Source organism: Halomonas sp. YLGW01 (assembly GCF_014840935.1).
Lineage (GTDB): Bacteria > Pseudomonadota > Gammaproteobacteria > Pseudomonadales > Halomonadaceae > Onishia.
On sequence record NZ_CP062005.1, the window covers coordinates 3,108,502 to 3,128,288 of the forward strand.

General features: G+C 67.1%; 18 protein-coding genes. 6 read left to right on the plus strand and 12 right to left on the minus strand.

What is annotated here, in order from left to right; genetic code table 11:
- The first annotated feature begins 174 nt into the window (after positions 1-174).
- The gene (gene acnA / locus IEJ03_RS14230) at positions 175-2,913 is read left to right on the plus strand and encodes an aconitate hydratase AcnA (protein ID WP_192035466.1); all 2,739 of its coding nucleotides are present in this window, start codon (positions 175-177) and stop codon (positions 2,911-2,913) included.
- 277 nt (positions 2,914-3,190) lie between these two features.
- On the opposite strand, the gene IEJ03_RS14235 is transcribed toward acnA, so the two are convergent.
- The 9 genes from IEJ03_RS14235 to radC form a co-directional block, all read right to left on the minus strand.
- Positions 3,191-4,861 (minus strand): NAD-dependent malic enzyme, encoded by a 1,671-nt coding sequence (locus IEJ03_RS14235; protein ID WP_192035467.1) that lies wholly within the window; start codon positions 4,859-4,861, stop codon positions 3,191-3,193.
- Positions 4,862-4,994: 133 nt separating this feature from the next.
- On the minus strand, positions 4,995-6,008 hold the full coding sequence (gene trpS, locus IEJ03_RS14240; RefSeq protein WP_192035468.1) for a tryptophan--tRNA ligase: 1,014 nt from the start codon (positions 6,006-6,008) through the stop codon (positions 4,995-4,997).
- Between the two features lie 156 nt (positions 6,009-6,164).
- The gene (gene ald, locus IEJ03_RS14245; protein WP_192035469.1) at positions 6,165-7,280 is read right to left on the minus strand and encodes an alanine dehydrogenase; all 1,116 of its coding nucleotides are present in this window, start codon (positions 7,278-7,280) and stop codon (positions 6,165-6,167) included.
- Positions 7,281-7,510: 230 nt separating this feature from the next.
- Positions 7,511-7,831: a DUF2007 domain-containing protein gene (locus IEJ03_RS14250; protein ID WP_192035470.1), complete on the minus strand. Its 321-nt coding sequence runs from the start codon at positions 7,829-7,831 to the stop codon at positions 7,511-7,513.
- Positions 7,832-7,857: 26 nt separating this feature from the next.
- Positions 7,858-9,048: a class I SAM-dependent rRNA methyltransferase gene (locus IEJ03_RS14255; protein ID WP_192035471.1), complete on the minus strand. Its 1,191-nt coding sequence runs from the start codon at positions 9,046-9,048 to the stop codon at positions 7,858-7,860.
- Positions 9,049-9,136: 88 nt separating this feature from the next.
- Positions 9,137-10,030 (minus strand): bifunctional DNA-formamidopyrimidine glycosylase/DNA-(apurinic or apyrimidinic site) lyase, encoded by an 894-nt coding sequence (gene mutM, locus IEJ03_RS14260; protein ID WP_192035472.1) that lies wholly within the window; start codon positions 10,028-10,030, stop codon positions 9,137-9,139.
- Between the two features lie 121 nt (positions 10,031-10,151).
- Positions 10,152-10,307 (minus strand): 50S ribosomal protein L33, encoded by a 156-nt coding sequence (gene rpmG, locus IEJ03_RS14265; protein ID WP_092522892.1) that lies wholly within the window; start codon positions 10,305-10,307, stop codon positions 10,152-10,154.
- 26 nt (positions 10,308-10,333) lie between these two features.
- Positions 10,334-10,570, minus strand: a complete 237-nt coding sequence (rpmB, locus tag IEJ03_RS14270) for a 50S ribosomal protein L28 (RefSeq protein ID WP_092522890.1) — start codon at positions 10,568-10,570, stop codon at positions 10,334-10,336.
- Positions 10,571-11,020: 450 nt separating this feature from the next.
- On the minus strand, positions 11,021-11,695 hold the full coding sequence (gene radC / locus IEJ03_RS14275; protein ID WP_192035473.1) for a DNA repair protein RadC: 675 nt from the start codon (positions 11,693-11,695) through the stop codon (positions 11,021-11,023).
- Between the two features lie 264 nt (positions 11,696-11,959).
- On the opposite strand from radC, the gene coaBC reads away from it, so the two are divergent.
- The 5 genes from coaBC (at position 11,960) to slmA (ending at position 16,917) form a co-directional block, all read left to right on the plus strand.
- Positions 11,960-13,336 carry a bifunctional phosphopantothenoylcysteine decarboxylase/phosphopantothenate--cysteine ligase CoaBC gene (coaBC, locus tag IEJ03_RS14280; protein WP_192035474.1) on the plus strand — a complete coding sequence of 459 codons (1,377 nt, stop codon included), beginning with the start codon at positions 11,960-11,962 and terminating at the stop codon, positions 13,334-13,336.
- Positions 13,333-13,800 carry a dUTP diphosphatase gene (dut, locus tag IEJ03_RS14285; RefSeq protein WP_192035475.1) on the plus strand — a complete coding sequence of 156 codons (468 nt, stop codon included), beginning with the start codon at positions 13,333-13,335 and terminating at the stop codon, positions 13,798-13,800. Before coaBC ends, dut begins: the two co-directional genes overlap by 4 nt.
- A 68-nt stretch (positions 13,801-13,868) precedes the next feature.
- Positions 13,869-15,251, plus strand: a complete 1,383-nt coding sequence (locus IEJ03_RS14290) for a phosphomannomutase/phosphoglucomutase (RefSeq protein WP_192035476.1) — start codon at positions 13,869-13,871, stop codon at positions 15,249-15,251.
- A 60-nt stretch (positions 15,252-15,311) separates the two neighbouring features.
- The gene (argB, locus tag IEJ03_RS14295) at positions 15,312-16,214 is read left to right on the plus strand and encodes an acetylglutamate kinase (RefSeq protein WP_192035477.1); all 903 of its coding nucleotides are present in this window, start codon (positions 15,312-15,314) and stop codon (positions 16,212-16,214) included.
- 85 nt (positions 16,215-16,299) lie between these two features.
- Positions 16,300-16,917: a nucleoid occlusion factor SlmA gene (gene slmA / locus IEJ03_RS14300; protein ID WP_192035478.1), complete on the plus strand. Its 618-nt coding sequence runs from the start codon at positions 16,300-16,302 to the stop codon at positions 16,915-16,917.
- Positions 16,918-17,029: 112 nt separating this feature from the next.
- Here slmA and rpoH read toward each other — a convergent pair whose 3' ends face one another.
- The 3 genes from rpoH to ftsE form a co-directional block, all read right to left on the minus strand.
- The gene (gene rpoH / locus IEJ03_RS14305) at positions 17,030-17,899 is read right to left on the minus strand and encodes an RNA polymerase sigma factor RpoH (protein ID WP_192035479.1); all 870 of its coding nucleotides are present in this window, start codon (positions 17,897-17,899) and stop codon (positions 17,030-17,032) included.
- 221 nt (positions 17,900-18,120) lie between these two features.
- Entirely contained in the window at positions 18,121-19,113 is a 993-nt protein-coding gene (gene ftsX / locus IEJ03_RS14310; RefSeq protein ID WP_192035480.1) for a permease-like cell division protein FtsX, read from the minus strand.
- Positions 19,110-19,778 carry a cell division ATP-binding protein FtsE gene (gene ftsE, locus IEJ03_RS14315; RefSeq protein WP_192035481.1) on the minus strand — a complete coding sequence of 223 codons (669 nt, stop codon included), beginning with the start codon at positions 19,776-19,778 and terminating at the stop codon, positions 19,110-19,112. The genes ftsX and ftsE overlap by 4 nt, the downstream gene beginning before the upstream one ends.
- Between the last annotated feature and the right edge of the window lie 9 nt (positions 19,779-19,787).

Sequence of the window (19,787 nt, forward strand, 5' to 3'; positions counted from 1 at the left end):
TTGCTTGTCACCTTTGCGTCGGGTCCCATGGACTAGGCTTGAAAGCAGCCGTCACCGTAGCCATGTTCTTTCTATGGCAACCCCTATGCCAAGCCAAGCCCTATGGCATGTCCCATGGATGGTCACATGCACAAGCACGCATCATGACCTTTCGCTCGACACGAGGAGAAGACCATGAGCACCACCCCCGACTCGCTGGATACCCTCGCGGTAGGCAATCAACGCTACCACTACTATAGCCTTCCCAAGGCTGCCGCCACCCTGGGCGACATCTCGCGTCTGCCCAAGACGCTCAAGGTGTTGCTCGAGAACCAGTTGCGTTTCGCCGACGACGAGAGTGTCTCTGCCGACGACCTTCAGGCGCTGGTCGACTGGCAGCAGCAGGCCCGCTCGACCCGGGAGATCGGCTATCGCCCGGCCCGGGTACTGATGCAGGACTTCACCGGCGTGCCGGGGGTGGTCGACCTCGCCTCGATGCGCGCCGCGGTGGCCAAGCTCGGCGAAGACCCCGAGCGGATCAACCCGCTGTCGCCGGTCGACCTGGTCATCGACCACTCGGTGATGGTCGACAAGTTCGGCAACTCCAGCGCCTTCAAGGACAACGTCGCCATCGAGATGGATCGCAATCGCGAGCGCTACGAGTTCCTGCGCTGGGGTCAGCAGGCCTTCGACAACTTCCGTGTGGTGCCGCCGGGCACCGGCATCTGTCACCAGGTCAACCTGGAGTACCTGGGCAAGACGGTGTGGACCAAGGAAGAGGACGGCAAGACCTTCGCCTATCCGGACACCCTGGTGGGCACCGACTCCCATACCACCATGATCAACGGCCTGGGCGTGCTCGGCTGGGGCGTCGGCGGCATCGAGGCCGAAGCGGCGATGCTCGGCCAGCCGGTGTCGATGCTGATTCCCGAGGTGGTCGGCTTCAAGCTGACCGGCAAGCTCAAGGAAGGCATCACCGCCACCGATCTGGTACTGACGGTCACTCAGATGCTGCGCAGCCGCGGCGTGGTCGGCAAGTTCGTCGAGTTCTACGGCGACGGTCTGGACGACCTGCCGCTGGCCGACCGAGCCACCATCGCCAACATGGCCCCCGAATACGGCGCCACCTGCGGCTTCTTCCCGGTCGATGACGAGACCCTCAACTACCTGCGCCTGACCGGCCGCGAGGACGAGCAGGTCGCGCTGGTCGAGGCCTACAGCAAGGCTCAGGGCCTGTGGCGCGAGGCCGGCGACGAGCCGATCTTCACCGACACCCTTGCGCTGGACATGAGCGAGGTCGAGGCCAGCCTGGCCGGGCCCAAGCGCCCGCAGGATCGGGTCGCCCTGAAGGACATGAAATCGACCTTCGAGACACTGCTGGCCGACAGCGCCGACAAGGCCTCGGCGGAAGCGCAGGGCAAGTGGCAGTCCGAGGGCGGCCAGACCGCCGTCGGCGTCGAGGACAGCTACGAGCACCCCACCAGCCAGGACGTCGACCTCGACGGCCAGAACTTCAGGCTCAACCCGGGCGCCGTGGTGATTGCGGCCATCACGTCCTGCACCAACACCTCGAACCCCAGCGTGATGATGGCCGCCGGCCTGCTGGCACGCAACGCCCTGGCCAAGGGGCTCAAGACCCAACCCTGGGTCAAGACCTCGCTGGCCCCGGGCTCCAAGGTCGTCACCGACTACCTGGCCGCCGGCGGCGTCGATGATGACCTGGATGCGCTCGGCTTCAACCTGGTCGGCTATGGCTGCACCACCTGCATCGGCAACTCCGGCCCCCTAGCCGATCCCATCGAGCAGGCCATCAACGACGGCGACATGACCGTCGCCTCGGTGCTCTCGGGCAACCGCAACTTCGAGGGCCGCGTGCACCCGCTGGTCAAGACCAACTGGCTCGCCTCGCCGCCCCTGGTCGTGGCTTATGCCCTGGCCGGCAACGTGCGCACGGACCTGTCCAAGGAGCCGCTCGGTACCGGCAGCGACGGCCAGCCGGTCTATCTGTCCGACATCTGGCCCTCCCAGGCCGAGATCGCCAAGGCGGTCGAGCAGGTCAAGACCGAGATGTATCGCAAGGAGTACGCCGAGGTCTTCGACGGCGACGACGTCTGGCAGGCCATCGACGTGCCCCAGAGCGAGGTCTACGAGTGGTCCGATGCGTCCACCTACATCCAGCACCCGCCCTTCTTCGAGGGCATGGGCCGCACGCCCGATGCCATCGAGGACGTCAAGGACGCCCGGGTGCTGGCCATGCTCGGCGACTCGGTGACCACCGACCACATCTCGCCGGCCGGCGCCATCAAGCCCGCCAGCCCCGCCGGACGCTACCTGCAGGAGCACGGCGTCAAGCCCGCCGACTTCAACTCCTACGGCTCGCGGCGAGGCAACCACGAGGTGATGATGCGCGGCACCTTCGCCAACGTGCGCATCCAGAACGAGATGCTTGATGGCGTGGTTGGCGGCGAGACGCGTCACGTCCCCTCCGGCGAGCAGATGGCGATCTACGACGCCGCCATGCGGTATCAGCAGGAAGGTACCCCGCTGGTGGTGGTGGCCGGCAAGGAGTACGGCACCGGCTCCAGCCGTGACTGGGCCGCCAAGGGCACCCGCCTGCTCGGCGTGCGGGCCGTGCTGGCCGAGTCCTACGAGCGCATCCACCGCTCCAATTTGATCGGCATGGGCGTGGTACCGCTGCAGTTCCCCGAGGGCGAGACCCGCCAGTCGCTGGGCATGACCGGCGACGAGACGGTCTCCATCGAGGGGCTCGACGGCCTGAGCCCGGGCGGCCAGGTTCGGGTCACCATCAAGAGCGACAAGGGCGAGAAGCATATCGACGCCCTGTGCCGCATCGACACCGCCAACGAGCTCGAGTACTACCGCCACGGCGGCATCCTGCACTATGTGCTGCGCAAGATGATCGGTTCGGCCTGATCATCTCCTTCTGATCATCACGGGCTGACCGGCTCGCGCTGATCACCAGCAAACAGGCGTCGCCGCCTGATCGACGCCGTAACGAAAGGCCCGCCGGCAATGCCTGCGGGCCTTTTTCGGCTTGAGGCACCGCACAACGTCGATCGGCTGCCGATAGGTGCCAGCGCCCTAAACAGAAACGACGACGCCGCGCCCTGAGGAGGGGGCACGGCGTCGCGGTGCGATGACAGCAGGCGTCACACTCATGCAGGCGCCTGCCGCCGAAGCATTTTGGGCCTCAGAAGGCCCGGCGGCGATACTCCCGGTAGCGCGGGTACCAGAAGTTACGCTCGATGGCCGCCCACAGCACCTCGTCGTCGCACTCCAGCGCCTTGCCTTCCTGCTGGGCCATCTTGGCCACGTCGAAGGCAATCGACTTGCTGATCTCGCGGATATCCGACAGCGCCGGCAGCAGCGCGCCTTCGCCGTGCTGCACCATGGGCGCGTGCTTGGCCAGGGCATTGGAGGCCGCCATCAGCATCGCATCGGTGATGCGGCTCGCGCCGGAGGCGATGACGCCGAGGCCGATGCCCGGGAAGATGTAGGCGTTGTTGCACTGGGCGATGGGGTAGGTCTCGCCATCGAGCTCCACCGGCTTGAAGGGGCTGCCGGTGGCGACCAGCGCCTGGCCATGGGTCCAGGCGAGTACCTCATCGGGGGTCGCCTCGACCTTGGAGGTGGGGTTGGACAGCGGCATCACCAGCGGCGCCTTGCAGCCGGCATGCAGTGCCTCGATCAGCTCCTGACTGAACAGGCCGCGCTGGCCGGACACGCCGATCAGCACGGTGGGCTTCATCTGCTTGACCACACCGAGCAGGCTGGTGTCGGCAAAGTCCGCCGAATCCTGGGCGAGACGCTGCTGGAAGTCATAGAGGCCGTCCATGTCGGTGGTCAGCAGGCCATGGCGATCGATCATCAGAATCCGCGCGCGGGCCTCGGCCTCGGAGAGGCCTTCGGCGCACATCGCCACCACGACCTGCTCGGCGATGCCGCAGCCCGCGGAGCCGGCGCCGACGAAGGCCACTCGCTGCTCGGCCACTCCCTCGCCCTTGGCCTTGCAGGCCGCCAGCAGGGTGCCCACGCAGACCGCCGCGGTGCCCTGGATATCATCGTTGAAGCAGCACAGCTCGTCCCGGTAGCGCTCGAGCAGCGGCATGGCGTTGGTCTGGGCGAAGTCCTCGAACTGCAGCAGCACCTGGGGCCAGCGGCGCTTCACGGCGGCGATGAAGTCGGCCATGAAGGCGTTGTACTCGTCCTGGGAGACCCGCTTGTGGCGCCAGCCCATGTACATGGGGTCATCGAGCAGCGCCTGGTTGTTGGTGCCCACGTCCAGGGTGATCGGCAGGGTATAAGCCGGGCTGATGCCGCCGCAGGCGGTGTACAGCGACAGCTTGCCGATGGGGATGCCCATGCCGCCGATGCCCTGATCACCGAGCCCCAGGATGCGCTCGCCGTCGGTGGCCACGATCACCTTGACGTTGTCCTTGGTCGCGGAGCGCAGGATGTCGTCCATGTGCGCCCGGTCGGGGTAGGAAATGAACAGCCCGCGGTGGTTGCGATAGATGTTGGAGAACTCTTCGCAGGCCTCGCCCACCGTCGGGGTATAGATGATCGGCAGCATCTCCTCGAGGTGCTCCTCGAGCAGGCGGAAGAACAGCGTCTCGTTGTCGTCCTGGATGGCGCGCAGGTAGATATGGCGATCCAGGTCGGTCTGGCACTGGCGATACTGACGATAGGCGCGCTCGGCCTGTTCCTCGATGGACTCGACGTTCTGCGGCAGCAGGCCGATCAGGTTGAAGGCGATGCGCTCCTGGAGCGTGAAGGCGCTGCCCTTGTTGAGCAGCGGCATCTCCAGCAGCGACGGCCCGGCATAGGGCACGTAGAGGGGGCGCTTTTGCAGTTGGGTCATCGTCGTCTCATCCTTTGACTGTCGGTGGGCGAGCATCGCCGCCCGGTGGTGGGGAGCTTAGCACGGGCCGCCACAACGGCCTGCCCCGGCACGAGGCCGGGGCAGGATGACAGCGGCGGCCAGCGACTGGCATTCAGACGAAGCGGCCCAGGCCCGACGCCTCGCGCAGTCGGTCCATGAAGGGCGCGGCCTCGGCGCGGGCCCGCTCGGCGCCCTTGAGAAGCACCTGCTCGATGTGGCCCGGGTCTTCCATCAGTGCCTGATAGCGCTCACGCGGCTCGCGCAGGTGGGCATTCAGGTACTCGAAGACCCGGTCCTTGGCCACGCCCCAGCCGATGCCGTTCTCGTACTCGCGACGCAGCTCGGCGGTCTCCTCGGCCGTTGCAAAGGCCGAGTAGATCTGGAACAGGGTGCAGGTGTCCGGGTCCTTGGGCTCGCCGGGCTCCAGGGAGTTGGTCTTGATCTTGCGCACCAGCTTCTGGAGCTTCTTCTCGGACACGAACAGCGGAATGGTGTTGTTGTAGCTCTTGGACATCTTGCGCCCGTCGAGGCCATTCAACACCTCCACCTTCTCGTCGACCACCGCCTCGGGCTGGGTGAAGAACTGCCCCTTGTAGAGGTGGTTGAAGCGCCCGGCCATGTCGCGAGCCATCTCGATGTGCTGGATCTGGTCGCGGCCGACCGGCACCTTGTGGGCGTTGAACATCAGGATGTCGGCGGCCATCAGCACCGGATAGCCGAACAGCCCCATGGTGATACCCTTGTCCGGGTCCGGAGAACCGGCGGTCTCGTTGTCGGCCACCGCCGCCTTGTAGGCGTGCGCCCGGTTCATCAGGCCCTTGGCGCAGACGCAGGACAGCATCCAGGTCAGCTCGGGAATCTCGGGGATGTCCGACTGGCGATAGAAGATGGCGTTGTCGGTATCGAGCCCCAGCGCCAGCCAGGTGGCGGCGATCTCCAGCCGCGACTGCTGCACCCGCTTGGGATCCTGACACTTGATCAGGGCGTGCAGGTCGGCGAGGAAGTAGAAGGACTGGACATTGGGGTCCTGACTGGCGGCGATGGCCGGCTTGATCGCCCCGACATAGTTGCCGAGGTGTGGCGTGCCGGTGGTGGTGATACCGGTGAGAACGCGTGTCTTGTTCATGAATTCGGACGGGTCCACTGAGTAAATGGCAAGTGGCCCCAGTTTACCGCGCCGCCCCGGCCAAGGCGAACGGGGCGACCCTACCGGACCGCCCTCGCTGTTACCGTACGACGGGCATGGATCGGCGGACATGGAACACCGCGCCCGGGCCTTGCCTCAGCTCACCAGGCGCGCCGGATCGATGCTCTCCAGACCAAAGGCCGCGGCCACCGCCGGGTAGGTGACCCGGCCGGCATGAACGTTGAGCCCGGCCAGGAAGTGCGGGTCCTCTGCCAGTGCCCGCTGCCAGCCCTTGTCGGCTAGCGCCATCACGAACGGCAGGGTGGCGTTGGTCAGGGCCTGGGTCGAGGTACGGGCCACGGCGCCGGGCATGTTGGCCACGCAGTAGTGCACCACGCCGTCGACCACGTAGGTCGGCGCGGCATGGGTGGTGGCCCGGCTGGTCTCGAAGCAGCCGCCCTGGTCGATCGCCACGTCAACCAGCACGCTGCCGGGCTTCATCTCGGCGAGCTGGGCCCGGCTGATCAGCTTGGGCGCGGCGGCCCCGGGCACCAGCACGGCACCAATGATCAGGTCGGACTCGCGCACGGCCTCGTCCAGGGTGTCGGCCGTCGAATAGACCGCCTTGATGCGGCCCTGATAGCGGTGATCGAGCACCTCGAGGCGCGAAAGCGACTTGTCGAGGATGGTCACCTCGGCGCCCAGGCCCAGCGCCATGCGCGCCGCATTCTCACCGACCACGCCGCCGCCGATTACCGTGACCCTGGCCGGAGCCACCCCCGGCACGCCGGGCAGCAGGATGCCGGCACCGCCCTGCGCCTTCTCCAGGCTGTGGGCACCCGCCTGCACCGCCATGCGCCCGGCCACCGCGCTCATCGGCGCCAGCAGTGGCAGGCCGCCGCCCTGCCCGGTGATGGTCTCGTAGGCGATACAGGTCGCACCGCTATTGATCAGCCCCCGGGTCAAGGCCTCCTCGGCGGCCAGGTGCAGGTAGGTGAAGAGGATCTGATCGGACGACAGCCGCTCGACCTCTTCCGGCTGGGGCTCCTTGACCTTGATGATCAGCTCGGCGTCCTGCCACAGCGTCGCCACCTCGGCCTCGAGCCTTGCGCCGGCGGCCTCGTAGTCGGCGTCCGGGAAGCCGGCGCCTTCACCGGCGCCTGCCTGCACCACGACCTGGTGGCCGCGGGTGGTAAGCTCGCGCACCCCCGAGGGCGTCAGGGCCACCCGGTATTCGTGATTCTTGATTTCCTTCGGCACGGCGATCTTCATGGCACCTCCTGAGGGGAAACGGGCGCACCAAGGCGCATTACTTGTCTCGACCGCATCAGTACAGCACAGCGGGAAAAGAATGCCCAAGCCCCCACCCGACTTTGGAAAAACCCCAAAGAAAAGCGCCCACCTGGCAACGAAAACCGTTGCCAGGTGGGCGCTACAAGATAAATCTTTCTGGATGACTCCGACTGGCGCACTCTTGCCAGGACCAGGCGTGCGGTGACGGCTCAGTCGCGCCGATGCGCGCCGCAGGCCCAGCAGGTCTCGAAGGCTCCCTCGAGGCGCTCGCCGCAGCCCGGGCAGGTCCAGGCAGGGCGCGCTTCGCCCGGCCCCTCGAGCGCCTCACACACCAGCGCTCTCGCGCGGTCGGCATTATGGGGCGCCACCCAGACCTCGGGTTCGCACTCACCGAGGGGCAGTTCCCCCGCCCCGCCGCCGAGGCTCAGGTTTCTGAGCTCGGCCGGCACCCCCGCGCTTTCCAGCACGTTGCGGACGTGGCTGACCATCAGCGCATTGGGGTGGGCGAAGACGCGAACCCAGGCGTGCATTTACTCGCAGCTCTCAGTCACGAGAATCAGTCTCGGAAGACCCGCACCCCGAGCGCCTTGAGATAGGCGGTCTCGGGAATCGACGGATGCACAGGGTGATCGCCACCCTGATGGCCCTGATAGATCACCTGACCATGACGGTCCTGGTGACGCACCGCCCCGCGCACGCATTCGACGAGACGCTCAGGCGCCAGGTGCATCGAGCAGGAGGCGCTCATCAGCAGGCCGTCCCGGCCCAGCAGGCGCATGGCCTCACGGTTGAGACGCGAGTAGGCCCGCTCGCCGCTGGGGATATCCTTGCGCTTCTTGATGAAGGCCGGCGGATCGAGGATGACTACGTCGAACTGCTCGCCATCGGCCTTGAGCGCGGCCAGCGCCTCGAAGGCATCCCCCTCGCCAACGGCCACCTGATCGGTGAGGCCATTGAGGGCGGCGTTGGCGGCCACGTGCTCGAGGGCGTCGCTAGAGGCGTCCACGCACAGCACCTCGCTGGCGCCATGCGCCGCCGCCTGAACGCCCCAGCCCCCGACGTAGCTGAACACATCCAGCACGCGCTTGCCGGCCACCAGCTTGTTGAGCCAGGCGCGATTGTCGCGATGGTCATAGAACCAGCCGGTCTTCTGACCATCGAGCACCCGGGCTACGAAGCGCACGCCGTTTTCCTCGAGCAGCACTTCCTCGGGCAGCTCGCCCTTGACCACCTCGACCTGGCGATCGAGCTTCTCCTGGCGACGCCCGGAGGAATCGTTCTTGAAGACGATGGCCCGCGGCGACAGCACCTTGTCGAGGGCATCGATCACCTGCTCGGCCATGCGCTCCATGCCCAAGGTATTGAGCTGGACCACCAGCACATCGTCGAAGCGATCGACGACCAGCCCCGGCAGCAGATCACCCTCGCCGTGCACCAGGCGATAGAAGGGCTTGGCGAAGAGCCGCTGGCGCAGGCCCAGAGCCTGCTTGAAGCGATGCACCAGCAGCGAACGGTCGAGCCGCATCTCCGGATCCCGAGACACCACCCGGGCGCAGATCAGGGAGTGCGGATTCACATAGGCGACGCCCATGGCCCGGCCATTATGGGCCTCGATCACCGCCTGGGCGCCCGGCTCGAAGGTCTTGAGCGGGGTCGCGTCGGTATCGATCTCGTTGGAGTAAAGCCACAGATGGCCGGCCTTCAAGCGGCGGTCGGCGTTCTTCTTCAAGCGCAGGCGTTCGGTCACGGAGGTCTCCGTCAAACAGACAACAGAAAAGTGGGGACAGTCTACCCTGCCGAGCCCGGCAACGCGCGGGCCCGGCGGGCGGGTCGAATCAGGTCTGGCAGTGCGCACAATAGACGCTGGCACGCTGGCCCAGAGTGACCAGGCGCAGCTCCCTGCCGCAACGCCGACACGGCTCGCCATCGCGGCCATAGACGTTGAGCCGCTGGGCGAAGTAGCCCGGCTCCCCGGTGCCGCTGACGAAATCGCGCAGGGTCGTGCCCCCCTGAGTGATGGCCGCCGCCAGCACCTCGCGGATCGCGGCGGTGAGGCGCACGTAGCGCTCGCGGGAGATCTGCCCTGCGGCGCGGCGCGGGTCGATGCCGGCCAGGAACAACGCCTCGGCGGCATAGATGTTACCGACCCCAACCACCACTGCGTTGTCCATCAGGAAGGGCTTCACGGCAAGGCGCCGCTTGCGCGAGCATGCGAACAGTCGCTCGTCATCGAAGGCCGGCGACAGCGGCTCCGGGCCAAGCCGGGCAAGGCGCCGATCGCTTGCGACATCGCCCTCGAGCCAATCGAGGAAGCCGAAGCGGCGCGGGTCGTGATAGCGCAGGATGGCGCCATCCTCCATCACCAAATCGACATGATCGTGCTTCTTCGGCGCCTCGCCGAGGCGCGCGATGCGCAGGCTACCAGACATGCCGAGGTGCCAGAGCAGCGCCTGCGGCTTCCCGCCCTCGGGCCGCGGGCCGTCAGGTGTCGCAACACCCGCCGGCCCGTCGGCGGCCTCGTCACCTGTCGCTACCTCGATGGGCAGGATCAGATACTTGGCTCGACGCTCAAGGACCCCGATGCGCGTGCCGACCAGGGCGTTCTCGAGCCCCTCCGGGACCGGCAGGCGCAGGCGACGCTGGCGCACGATCACTTCACGGATCTCGCGACCCTCGAGGTAGGGGGCGATGCCCTGGCGCGTGGTCTCGACTTCGGGAAGCTCGGGCATGGCACGTCGGTTCCGTAAAGCGGTGGGCGTGGGGCTGAGACTGGGAGCCCAGAGACGCAAAAACCCGGCGCTAACCGGGTTCAGGCGACAGGCTTGCGCCTGCGGCAGGAGCCATCAAGACTTACTTGATCTTGGCTTCCTTGTACATCACGTGCTTGCGGATCGTCGGATCAAACTTCTTCATTTCGAGCTTGTCCGGCGTGTTCCGCTTGTTCTTGTCGGTGGTGTAGAAATGGCCGGTACCGGCGCTGGACACCATACGAATCTTATCGCGCATGACTCAGTTCTCCCTAAAAAGGCTGCTTAGACGCGTTCGCCGCGCTTGCGGATATCGGACAGCACCGCTTCGATGCCTTTCTTGTCGATGATGCGCATACCCTTGGAGGAGAGGCGCAGCTTGATGAAGCGCTTCTCAGACTCCACCCAGAAACGGTGGGAGTGCAGGTTCGGCAAGAAACGACGACGGGTCTTGCGCTGGGAGTGAGATACGTTGTTACCTGTTACCGGACGCTTGCCGGTAACCTGACATACATTGGACATGGGAGCCTCCAACCGCTTGGCGAGTTGTTCAAAACCTGTCGGGCAAACCGGGTAGGGCGAACGGCTGGCCACCGCCTCGATGCCCCCTTATTTAACCCAGGGAATTCTAAAGGGTGCATGTTATACCAGAGGCCGGCACGCGCGGCAAGCATCACCGGCACAACACCCTACCCCCGCACCCCCATGAGCGCTGGCCTGGACGTCAAGACGGGCTTCTTTGTTGGCACGACACCTACACCACAGACAGGTGCTGTCTGACTGGGCGCGACGGCGGCCACTCGGGCCCATCGCGCTCGGCCGCGCAGTTTAGCGCACCTTCATCCGGAACGGAACGGGCCCTGGAATGAAACGGGCCCTGGAGTCAAACAGGACCAAGCAGGAAACGGGCGACCGCCATGGCCATCGCGGCTACTACCAGGGCGGCTCATACCAGCACGACCCGTGCCAAGGCTACAACCAGCCACGCTCAGCGAAGGACACCACCTCGCCGTCGCCGACCACGAAGTGATCGAGCACGCGAATCTCGAACAGCTCCAGCGCGGCCTTGAGCCGCTGCGTGATGCGCCGATCGGCGTCGCTCGGCTCGGCTACCCCGGAGGGGTGATTGTGAGCCAGGATGGTCGCTCCCGCCCCCAGCGCCAGGGCACGCCGGGCCACCTCCCGCGGATACACCGAGGCGCTGTCGAGGGTGCCGCGAAACAGCGACTCGAAGTGAATCACGCGATGCTGGCTGTCGAGGAACATCACCGCGAACTCCTCATGGCCCAGGTGGCGGAGCTTCGAGGCCAGAAAGGCCCGCACCAGCGAGGGCGAGGTCAGGGCGTCGCCCCGGGTGAGCTGACTGGCCAGGTGTCGCCGCGACATCTCCAGCACCGCCTGGAGCTGCACGAAACTGGCATCGCCCAGCCCATGCTCGGCACAGAAGCGGGCGCGGTCCGCCTCGAGCAGCGGCCGCAAGCCACCGAAGCTCATCAACAGATCCCGGGCCAGATCCACCGCCGAGCGCCCCTTGACGCCCACCCGCAGGAAGATCGCCAGCAGCTCCGCATCGGAGAGAGCCGCCGGCCCCAGCGTCAGCAGTTTCTCCCGCGGGCGCTCGCCCTCGGGCCAGTCTCGAATCGCCATGAGGCGCCTCCTTGCGTTCGGTTCACAACTGCGCCGCCCTCGCCCTCCTGGCAGTGGCGGCTCGCCCCCCAGTATAGGCCGGTCTGTCGGACACGCGGCCAGGCTCGCCAACCGCCCGGCCACCCCTCACCAACGCGCAATGCGCCCGCACCTAACACGCCCGCACCAGAGCGCCCGCACCAGAGCGCCCGCGCCCCGGGCGCGCTACGCAAAAAACGCCGCGAGTGGTAAGGTAGGGACCCCGCTCACCGCTCGGATACTGAGATGGCAACACCCTCCGGCAAGCGCATTCTGCTGGGCATCAGCGCCGGCATCGCCGCCTACAAGAGCGCCCACCTGGCTCGCCTGTTGAAGAAGGCCGGGCACGAGGTGCGCGTGGTCATGACCGACGGCGCCCAGGCGTTCATCACCCCGCTGACACTGCAGGCCCTCACCGGCGAGCCGGTGCGCACCTCGCTGCTCGACCCCGAGGCCGAGGCCGGCATGGGGCACATCGAGCTGGCGCGCTGGGCCGACCTGATCCTGATCGCCCCGGCCACCGCCGACCTGATGGCACGCCTCGTCCACGGCCATGCCGATGACTTGCTGACCACCCTGTGCCTGGCCAGCGACGCCGAGAAGGCGATGGCACCGGCCATGAATCAGGCCATGTGGCGCCACCCGGCCACCGCCCGCAATGCTCGTCAGCTCGAGGCCGACGGCTGGCGGTTGCTGGGCCCGGATGCCGGCGATCAGGCCTGCGGCGATGTCGGGCCTGGCCGCATGCTCGAGCCCGAGGCCATCGTCGAGGGGCTGTTTAGGGCGCCCGGCACCGCACCTGCCAAGGCGCCCGGCACCGCGCCTTCGATGGCGCCCGAGAGCGCGCCGGCCGTGACGCCGCAGGCGTCCGTTGCCGTGGCGCCCCCGGCCCGAGGCCTGACGGTGACCATCACCGCCGGCCCCACCCGGGAGCCGCTGGACCCGGTGCGTTACCTGTCCAACCACAGCTCGGGAAAGATGGGCTATGCCCTGGCCGAGGCGGCCGCCGCCCTCGGCGCCACCGTGCACCTGATCAGCGGCCCGGTGGCCCTCGCCACGCCCGAAGGCATCAACCGCATCGATGTCACCTCGGCCACCGAGATGGCAAAGGCCGCGCATCGCCTGGCCGCGGAAAGCGACATCTTCATCGGCTGTGCGGCGGTGGCCGACTACCGCGCCGCCAGCGTCAGCGAGCACAAGATCAAGAAGACCGCGGAGGGTGACGAGCTGACCCTGCGACTCATCAAGAACCCCGACATCATTGCCGAGGTCGCCCTGCACCGCGGCAGTGCGCCCCGCCCCTTCGTGGTGGGCTTTGCCGCCGAGACCCGCGATGTCGAGGCCTATGCCCAGGACAAGCTGACCCGCAAGGGCCTCGACATGATCGTCGCCAACGACGTCTCCCAGGCCGGCCTCGGCTTCGGCGCAGACCACAATGCCGCGCTGTTGCTGTGGCCGGCGGCCGACGAGGCCAGCACGCCCCTCGAGCGACGAGTGCTGCCAGCCCAGACCAAGGCCACGCTGGCCACGGCGATCTTCGCCTGCCTGCTCGAACGGCTGGGGCAGGCCTCCGCCACGCCGCCCCTCGCCGCCACCCCGTCTTCATCACAGGACCCCCAATGACCGCGACTTCCACTACCCCGCGCCTGGCCGTCAAGATCCTCGACGAGCGCGTCCGCGATCATCTGCCTCACTACGCCACCGCCGGCAGCGCCGGCATGGACCTGCGTGCCCTGCTCGACGCCCCGCTGACCCTGGAACCGGGCGACTGCGAACTGGTACGCACCGGACTCGCCGTGCATATCGCAGACCCGGGGCTCGCCGGCATGATCCTGCCCCGCTCGGGACTCGGTCACAAGCACGGCATCGTGCTTGGCAACCTGGTCGGGCTGATCGACTCCGACTACCAGGGCGAGCTGATGATCTCGGTATGGAACCGCGGCCAGACGCGCTTCGTGCTCGAGCCCTTCGAACGCCTGGCACAGTACGTGCTTGTGCCGGTGGTACAGGCCGAGCTCGAGGTCGTCGACGACTTCGACGCCAGCCGGCGCGGCACGGGTGGCTTCGGCAGCTCCGGGCGCCACTGACAACCGCCTGACATGTTCGGGGCCAGGATGCCCCGCCTCTCATCCAGCTCCTGCGAAGGAATGACCTCATGACCCAGATTCCCGCCTCGATCTTCCGCGCCTACGACATTCGCGGCATCGTCGATGACACCCTCACCGAAGATGGCGTCGAGCAGATCGGGCGCGCCATCGGCAGCGAGGCCGCCGCTCGTGGCGAGTCCACCGTGGTGGTGGCTCGCGACGGCCGCCTCTCCGGCCCGCGCCTGGCCGCCGCCCTGATGCGCGGCCTGGCCGCCGCCGGCCGCGACGTCATCGACATCGGCATGGTGCCGACCCCGGTGCTCTACTTCGCCACCCACGTGCTCGAGGGCACTGCTTCCGGGGTGATGCTCACCGGCAGCCACAACCCGCCGGACTACAACGGCCTGAAGATCGTGCTCGGCGGCCAGACCCTGTCCGGCGACGCCATCACCGCCCTGCATACCCGCCTCGTCGACAATGAGCTGGCAAGCGGCCAGGGCAGCATACGCGAGGCCGATGTGCGCGAGCAGTACCTGGAGCGCATCCTTAGCGACATCGCCCCGGCGCGGCCGCTCAAGGCGGTAGTCGACTGCGGCAACGGCGTGGCCGGCGAACTCGGTCCCCAGCTCATCGAGCGCCTCGGCATCGAGACCATCCCGCTGTTCGCCGAGATCGACGGCACCTTCCCCAACCACCACCCGGACCCGGGCAAGCCCGAGAACCTCACCGACCTGATCCGCACCGTCAAGGAAACCGGCGCCGACATTGGCCTCGCCTTCGACGGCGACGGGGACCGCCTCGGCGTGATCACCCCCGCCGGCGAGCTGATCTACCCGGACCGTCTGATGATGGCCTTCTCCGAGGACATGCTCGAGCGCAATCCCGGCGCCCGAGTGATCTTCGACGTCAAGTGCACCGGCAACCTGGCCCAGGTGATCGAGACCGCCGGCGGCACCCCGGAGATGTGGCGCACCGGCCACTCGCTGATCAAGGCCCGCATGAAGGAGACCGGCGCACAACTGGCCGGCGAGATGAGCGGTCACATCTTCTTCCAGGAACGCTGGTACGGCTTCGACGACGGCCTCTACGGCGCCGCCCGCCTGCTCGAGATCCTGGCCAAGCAGGAGCAGAACGCCGACGCCTTCTTCGCCCGCTTCCCGCAGGATCTCGGCACCCCGGAGCTCAACATCACCGTCACCGACGAGACCAAGTTCGCCTTGGTCGAGCGCCTGGCCCGGGAGGCGGACTTCGGCGAGGACGGCATCAAGACCACGCTGGACGGTATTCGTGTCGACTATCCGGACGGCTGGGGCCTGTGCCGCGCCTCCAACACCACTCCGGTGCTGGTGCTGCGCTTCGAGGGCAAGAGCGAGGCGGCGCTTGCGCGCATCAAGACCCGCTTCGGCGAGGCCCTGACCCAGATCGACCCGAGCCTCGAGCTGCCCTTCTGACCAGGCCAGACCATGCCACGACCGGCCCCGTCGGGGCCGGTCGCAACAAGAGATATCCCCATGAGTGAACACAGCCGCGACCCCCGCCAGGTCGTCGAGGTCCTCTCCGAGGCCCTCCCCTACATCCAGCGCTTCTCCGGCAAGACCGTGGTGGTCAAGTACGGCGGCAACGCCATGACCGAGGACACCCTGATCGACTCCTTCGCCCGCGACATGGTGTTGATGAAGGAGGTCGGCATCAATCCGGTGGTGGTCCACGGCGGCGGCCCGCAGATCGGCGAGCTGCTCGACAAGCTCAAGATCGAGTCGCGCTTCGTCAACGGCATGCGCGTCACCGATGCCGAGACCATGGACGTGGTCGAGATGGTGCTGGGCGGCCTGGTCAACAAGGGCATCGTCAACCTGATCAACCAGTGCGGCGGCAAGGCCATCGGCATGACCGGCAAGGACGGCGCCCAGATCCGCGCGCGCCAGCTCCAGGTCGCGCAGAAGACCCCAGAGATGACCGCCTCGGAGATCATCGACATCGGCCATGTCGGCGAGGTCGAGCACGTCTCCACCGACCTGATCGAGATGCTCACCGCCCGCGACTTCATTCCGGTGATCGCGCCGATCGGTGTCGACGAGAACGGCCGCAGCTACAACATCAACGCCGACCTGGTGGCCGGCAAGGTGGCCGAGGCGCTGTCCGCCGAGAAGCTGATGCTGCTGACCAACGTGGCGGGCCTGATGAATGCCGAAGGCGAGGTGCTCACCGGCCTCTCGACCCAGGACGTGGACGCCCTGATCGCCGATGGCACCATCCATGGCGGCATGCTGCCGAAGATCCGCTGCGCCCTCGAGGCGGTCAAGGGCGGCGTGGCCAGCGCCCACATCATCGACGGCCGGGTGCCTCACGCCACCCTGCTGGAGATCTTCACCAAGGCCGGGGTCGGCACTCAGATCCTCGAGAGCGAGGACTGAGCGGGGAGCCTCCCGGCGGTTTGCCCCGCTCGCGGAGGCTCAGTAGGATGAGCTCAAGACTCCCAAATATTATTAGAAGAAGCTCATGACGCAGGAAACCACCAAACCCAACCGCCGCGAGCAGATCCTTCAGGCGCTGGCCCTGATGCTCGAGGAGGACAGTGGCAAGCGCATCACCATCGCCGCCCTGGCCCGCCAGGTCGGCGTCTCCGAGGCTGCGCTCTATCGCCACTTCCCGAGCAAGGCGCGCATGTTCGAGGGACTGATCGAGTTCATCGAGGAGAGCCTGTTCGAGCGCATCCGTCGCATCCTCGACGAGACCCCGCAGGCGCTGCCGCGCTGCCAGCAGATCATCACCCTGCTGCTCGGGTTCGCCGAGAAGAATCCAGGGCTGTCACGACTGCTCGGCGGCGACGCCCTGACCGGCGAGACCGCGCGTCTGCGCCTGCGCATCCACCAGCTCTTCGAGCGTCTGGAAACACAGCTCAAGCAGGTCCTGCGAGAGGCCGAACTCCACGAGCAGCGCCGCCCGCGAGGCTCCGCCGCGGCCAGCGCCAACCTCTTGATGGTGCATGTGGAAGGCCAGATCTCCCAGTACGTCAGGAGCGACTTCAAGCGCCGCCCCACCGAGTTCTGGGACGATCAGTGGGCGCTGATCGCCGACCGCCTGCTGCTAGAGGTGCCGGAGCTCGCACGCGCCTGACGCGACCGCATGGCAAGCCGTGAAACGAAGAACCCCCGATGCTCAGGCATCGGGGGTTCTTCGTGTTTGGCGTCGCCGGCCCGCATGGCCGGCGTTCACCGAGGGGCCTCGATCAGGCGACCAGGGCGTCGCCGATCTGCTGCTTGATCTTCTTCATGGCGTTCTTCTCGAGCTGGCGGATGCGCTCGGCGGAGACGCCATAGACATCGGCCAGATCATGCAGGGTCGCCTTGGGCTCGTTGAGCCAGCGCCGGGTCAGGATATCCTGGGAGCGCTCGTCGAGCTCGCCCAGGGCCGCGCGCAGGCGGCGGGTGGAGTCCTCTTCCCAGTCGCTGTTCTCGAGCTGGGTGGCCGGATCATAGCGGCCGTCGTCGAGGAAGTTCGCCGGCGCCTGATAGGACGAGGACTCGTCGTCATCGCTCGGCGAGGCATCGAAGCCCGCATCATAGGCGGACAGCCGCCCTTCCATGTCACGCACTACCTGCGGCTTGACGTCGAGATCCTGGGCGATGGCCTCGACCTCGTCGTTGTTCAGCCAGGCCAGACGCTTCTTGGCGCTGCGCAGGTTGAAGAACAGCTTGCGCTGGGCCTTGGTGGTGGCGATCTTGACGATGCGCCAGTTGCGCAGCACGAATTCGTGGATCTCGGCCTTGATCCAGTGCACCGCGAAGGACACCAGACGCACGCCCTGATGCGGGTCGAAGCGTTTGACGGCCTTCATGAGGCCCACGTTGCCTTCCTGGATCAGGTCCGCCTGGGGCAGGCCGTAGCCGGAATAGCTGCGGGCAATATGCACCACGAAGCGCAGGTGCGACATGACCAGTCGGCGCGCCGCCTCGAGATCGTTCTCGTCGTGAAGGCGGAACGCCAGCTCACGCTCTTCGTCGGCAGTCAGCACGGCGATGCCGTTGACCGCCTGAATGTAACCATTCAGGTCGTGGCCCGGGGAAAGATGGCCAGCAGGCAGAAGACTGGTGCTCATGCAGGATGTCTCCAAGTTTGCCCTCAGTATCGTGCGCACAAGAACAGGTAGATCGCTCATGCGCGGGAGCGGACGTCATGATCCAGGCAAGGGGGTTCGGCCCAGACCATTAGATGACTAACGTTTCGCAGCTTTGACGCCCACCAGACCATAAAGTTCCGGTGAATGCCAGTCGCTCGCGCCTCTCGGCATGAAATGTCCGCATCGCCACGCAGTGTAGCCTACCGGGGGCGAATGTCAGCCAGGTGACGCGTGACCGCGATCCAGGCCCCCAGCAAACCGAGTAGTGTACTCGAAACCAGCAGCGTTGCCGAGCCTGCGCCATCCAGCGCAGGCATCGTGAAACTGGCCCCGTAACTCTCGGCCAGCGCCGTGGCCGGGGCACTCAGCCACTGCCGGCCCAGCGCCAGCAGCCCCCAGGCCAACAGGCCACCGCCGAGCCCGTACCAGGCGCCGCTGTACAAGAAGGGGCGACGCACGAAGCCGTGGGTGGCCCCAAGCAGGGTCACGACCTCGATTTCCTGACGTCGGCTCTCCACCGCCAGCCGGATGGTATTGCCCACCACCAAGAGCACGCCCAACCCGAACAGCAGGCCGAGCGCCAGCGTCATGCGCCGACCAAGCTCGGCGAGGCGCTTGAGACGCTCGAGCCAGGCAAGATCCAGCCGCACCTCGTCGACGCCGCCGACCGCCTCCAGCTCGGTGGCCAGGGCGCGCATCGCCGCAGGCGATGCATCCCGCGGCGACACCACCACGCTTGCCGGCAAGGGGTTGCGATCGAGCCGCGCCAGGGCGTCCTCGAGCCCGAGCGCCTGCTGGAACTCGGCCATCCCCTCGGCGGCCGTGATCAATCGTACCGCCTCGACCGCGGGTGCCGCCCCCAGCGCCTCGGCCACCCGCATCGCCTCGCCCTCGTCGACGTCGCTTGTCAGGTAGGCCGTCAGGGTGGCGCTCTCGTCGAGCTCGGCATCCAGCAGCCGCGCGCCGTCCAGGGTCAGCCAGAGCGCGGTAGGCAACATCAGGGCGATGGCGATGGCCAGCATGGTCAAGAGGCTCGCCACGGGAGTGCGCAGCAGCCGGCCGGCGCTGTCCAGGCACATCGCCCGATGGTGGCGAGCCCAGGCACCGAGCCGGCTGCGCAGCGCGGTGCGCTGACTGCGGGCGCCGCGACGGGGTGACGGGCGAGCCGCCTGACCGCTCTCGCGCTTACTCATGAGGCCTCCTGATCGCCGACCAGGCGCCCGTCGCGCAGGCGCAATACCCGGTGACGCAGCCGGGCGATGAGCGCCAGGTCGTGGCTGGCGATCAGCACCGTGGTGCCGATGCGATGGAAGTCCTCGAACAGCGTCATGATGTCGGCGGAGAGCTGGGGATCGAGATTGCCGGTCGGCTCGTCGGCCAGCAGCAGGGCCGGCTTGTTGACCACCGCCCGGGCGATGCCGACCCGCTGCTGCTCGCCGCCGGAGAGCTCGATGGGCAGCGCCTTCTCGCGATGCAGAAGCCCCACCTTGTCCAGCGCCGCCCGGGTGCGGCGCGCCACGTCACGGGGCTCGGCCCCCTGGATCTGAAGGGGCAGCGCCACGTTGGCGAAGACGTCCCGGTCGAAGAGCAGCTGATGATCCTGGAAGACCACGCCGATCTGGCGCCGGTAGAAGGGCACCTGGCTCGAGTGCAGCGTCGCAATGTCGTGGCCGGCCACCCGCACCTTGCCGCGAGACGGGCGTTCCAGGCGCATGATCAGACGCAAGAGCGAGCTCTTGCCGGCCCCGGAGTGGCCGGTCAGGAAGACCATCTCGCCGCGCCGGACCCGGAAGTCGATATTGGCCAGGGCCTCGAAGCGCCCGCCGTAGCGCTTGCCGACGTGCTCGAAGGCGATCATGGCATCAGG

Coding starts and splice junctions, on each gene's coding strand:
- ftsE (WP_192035481.1), bottom strand. CDS start 19,778: ATGATCGCCTTCGAGCACGTCGGCAAGCGCTACGGCGGGCGCTTCGAG.
- mutM (WP_192035472.1), bottom strand. CDS start 10,030: ATGCCCGAGCTTCCCGAAGTCGAGACCACGCGCCAGGGCATCGCCCCC.
- acnA (WP_192035466.1), top strand. CDS start 175: ATGAGCACCACCCCCGACTCGCTGGATACCCTCGCGGTAGGCAATCAA.
- IEJ03_RS14290 (WP_192035476.1), top strand. CDS start 13,869: ATGACCCAGATTCCCGCCTCGATCTTCCGCGCCTACGACATTCGCGGC.
- rpmG (WP_092522892.1), bottom strand. CDS start 10,307: ATGCGCGATAAGATTCGTATGGTGTCCAGCGCCGGTACCGGCCATTTC.
- rpmB (WP_092522890.1), bottom strand. CDS start 10,570: ATGTCCAATGTATGTCAGGTTACCGGCAAGCGTCCGGTAACAGGTAAC.
- slmA (WP_192035478.1), top strand. CDS start 16,300: ATGACGCAGGAAACCACCAAACCCAACCGCCGCGAGCAGATCCTTCAG.
- coaBC (WP_192035474.1), top strand. CDS start 11,960: ATGGCAACACCCTCCGGCAAGCGCATTCTGCTGGGCATCAGCGCCGGC.
- IEJ03_RS14235 (WP_192035467.1), bottom strand. CDS start 4,861: ATGACCCAACTGCAAAAGCGCCCCCTCTACGTGCCCTATGCCGGGCCG.
- IEJ03_RS14250 (WP_192035470.1), bottom strand. CDS start 7,831: ATGCACGCCTGGGTTCGCGTCTTCGCCCACCCCAATGCGCTGATGGTC.
- argB (WP_192035477.1), top strand. CDS start 15,312: ATGAGTGAACACAGCCGCGACCCCCGCCAGGTCGTCGAGGTCCTCTCC.
- dut (WP_192035475.1), top strand. CDS start 13,333: ATGACCGCGACTTCCACTACCCCGCGCCTGGCCGTCAAGATCCTCGAC.
- radC (WP_192035473.1), bottom strand. CDS start 11,695: ATGGCGATTCGAGACTGGCCCGAGGGCGAGCGCCCGCGGGAGAAACTG.
- trpS (WP_192035468.1), bottom strand. CDS start 6,008: ATGAACAAGACACGCGTTCTCACCGGTATCACCACCACCGGCACGCCA.
- ald (WP_192035469.1), bottom strand. CDS start 7,280: ATGAAGATCGCCGTGCCGAAGGAAATCAAGAATCACGAATACCGGGTG.
- rpoH (WP_192035479.1), bottom strand. CDS start 17,899: ATGAGCACCAGTCTTCTGCCTGCTGGCCATCTTTCCCCGGGCCACGAC.
- ftsX (WP_192035480.1), bottom strand. CDS start 19,113: ATGAGTAAGCGCGAGAGCGGTCAGGCGGCTCGCCCGTCACCCCGTCGC.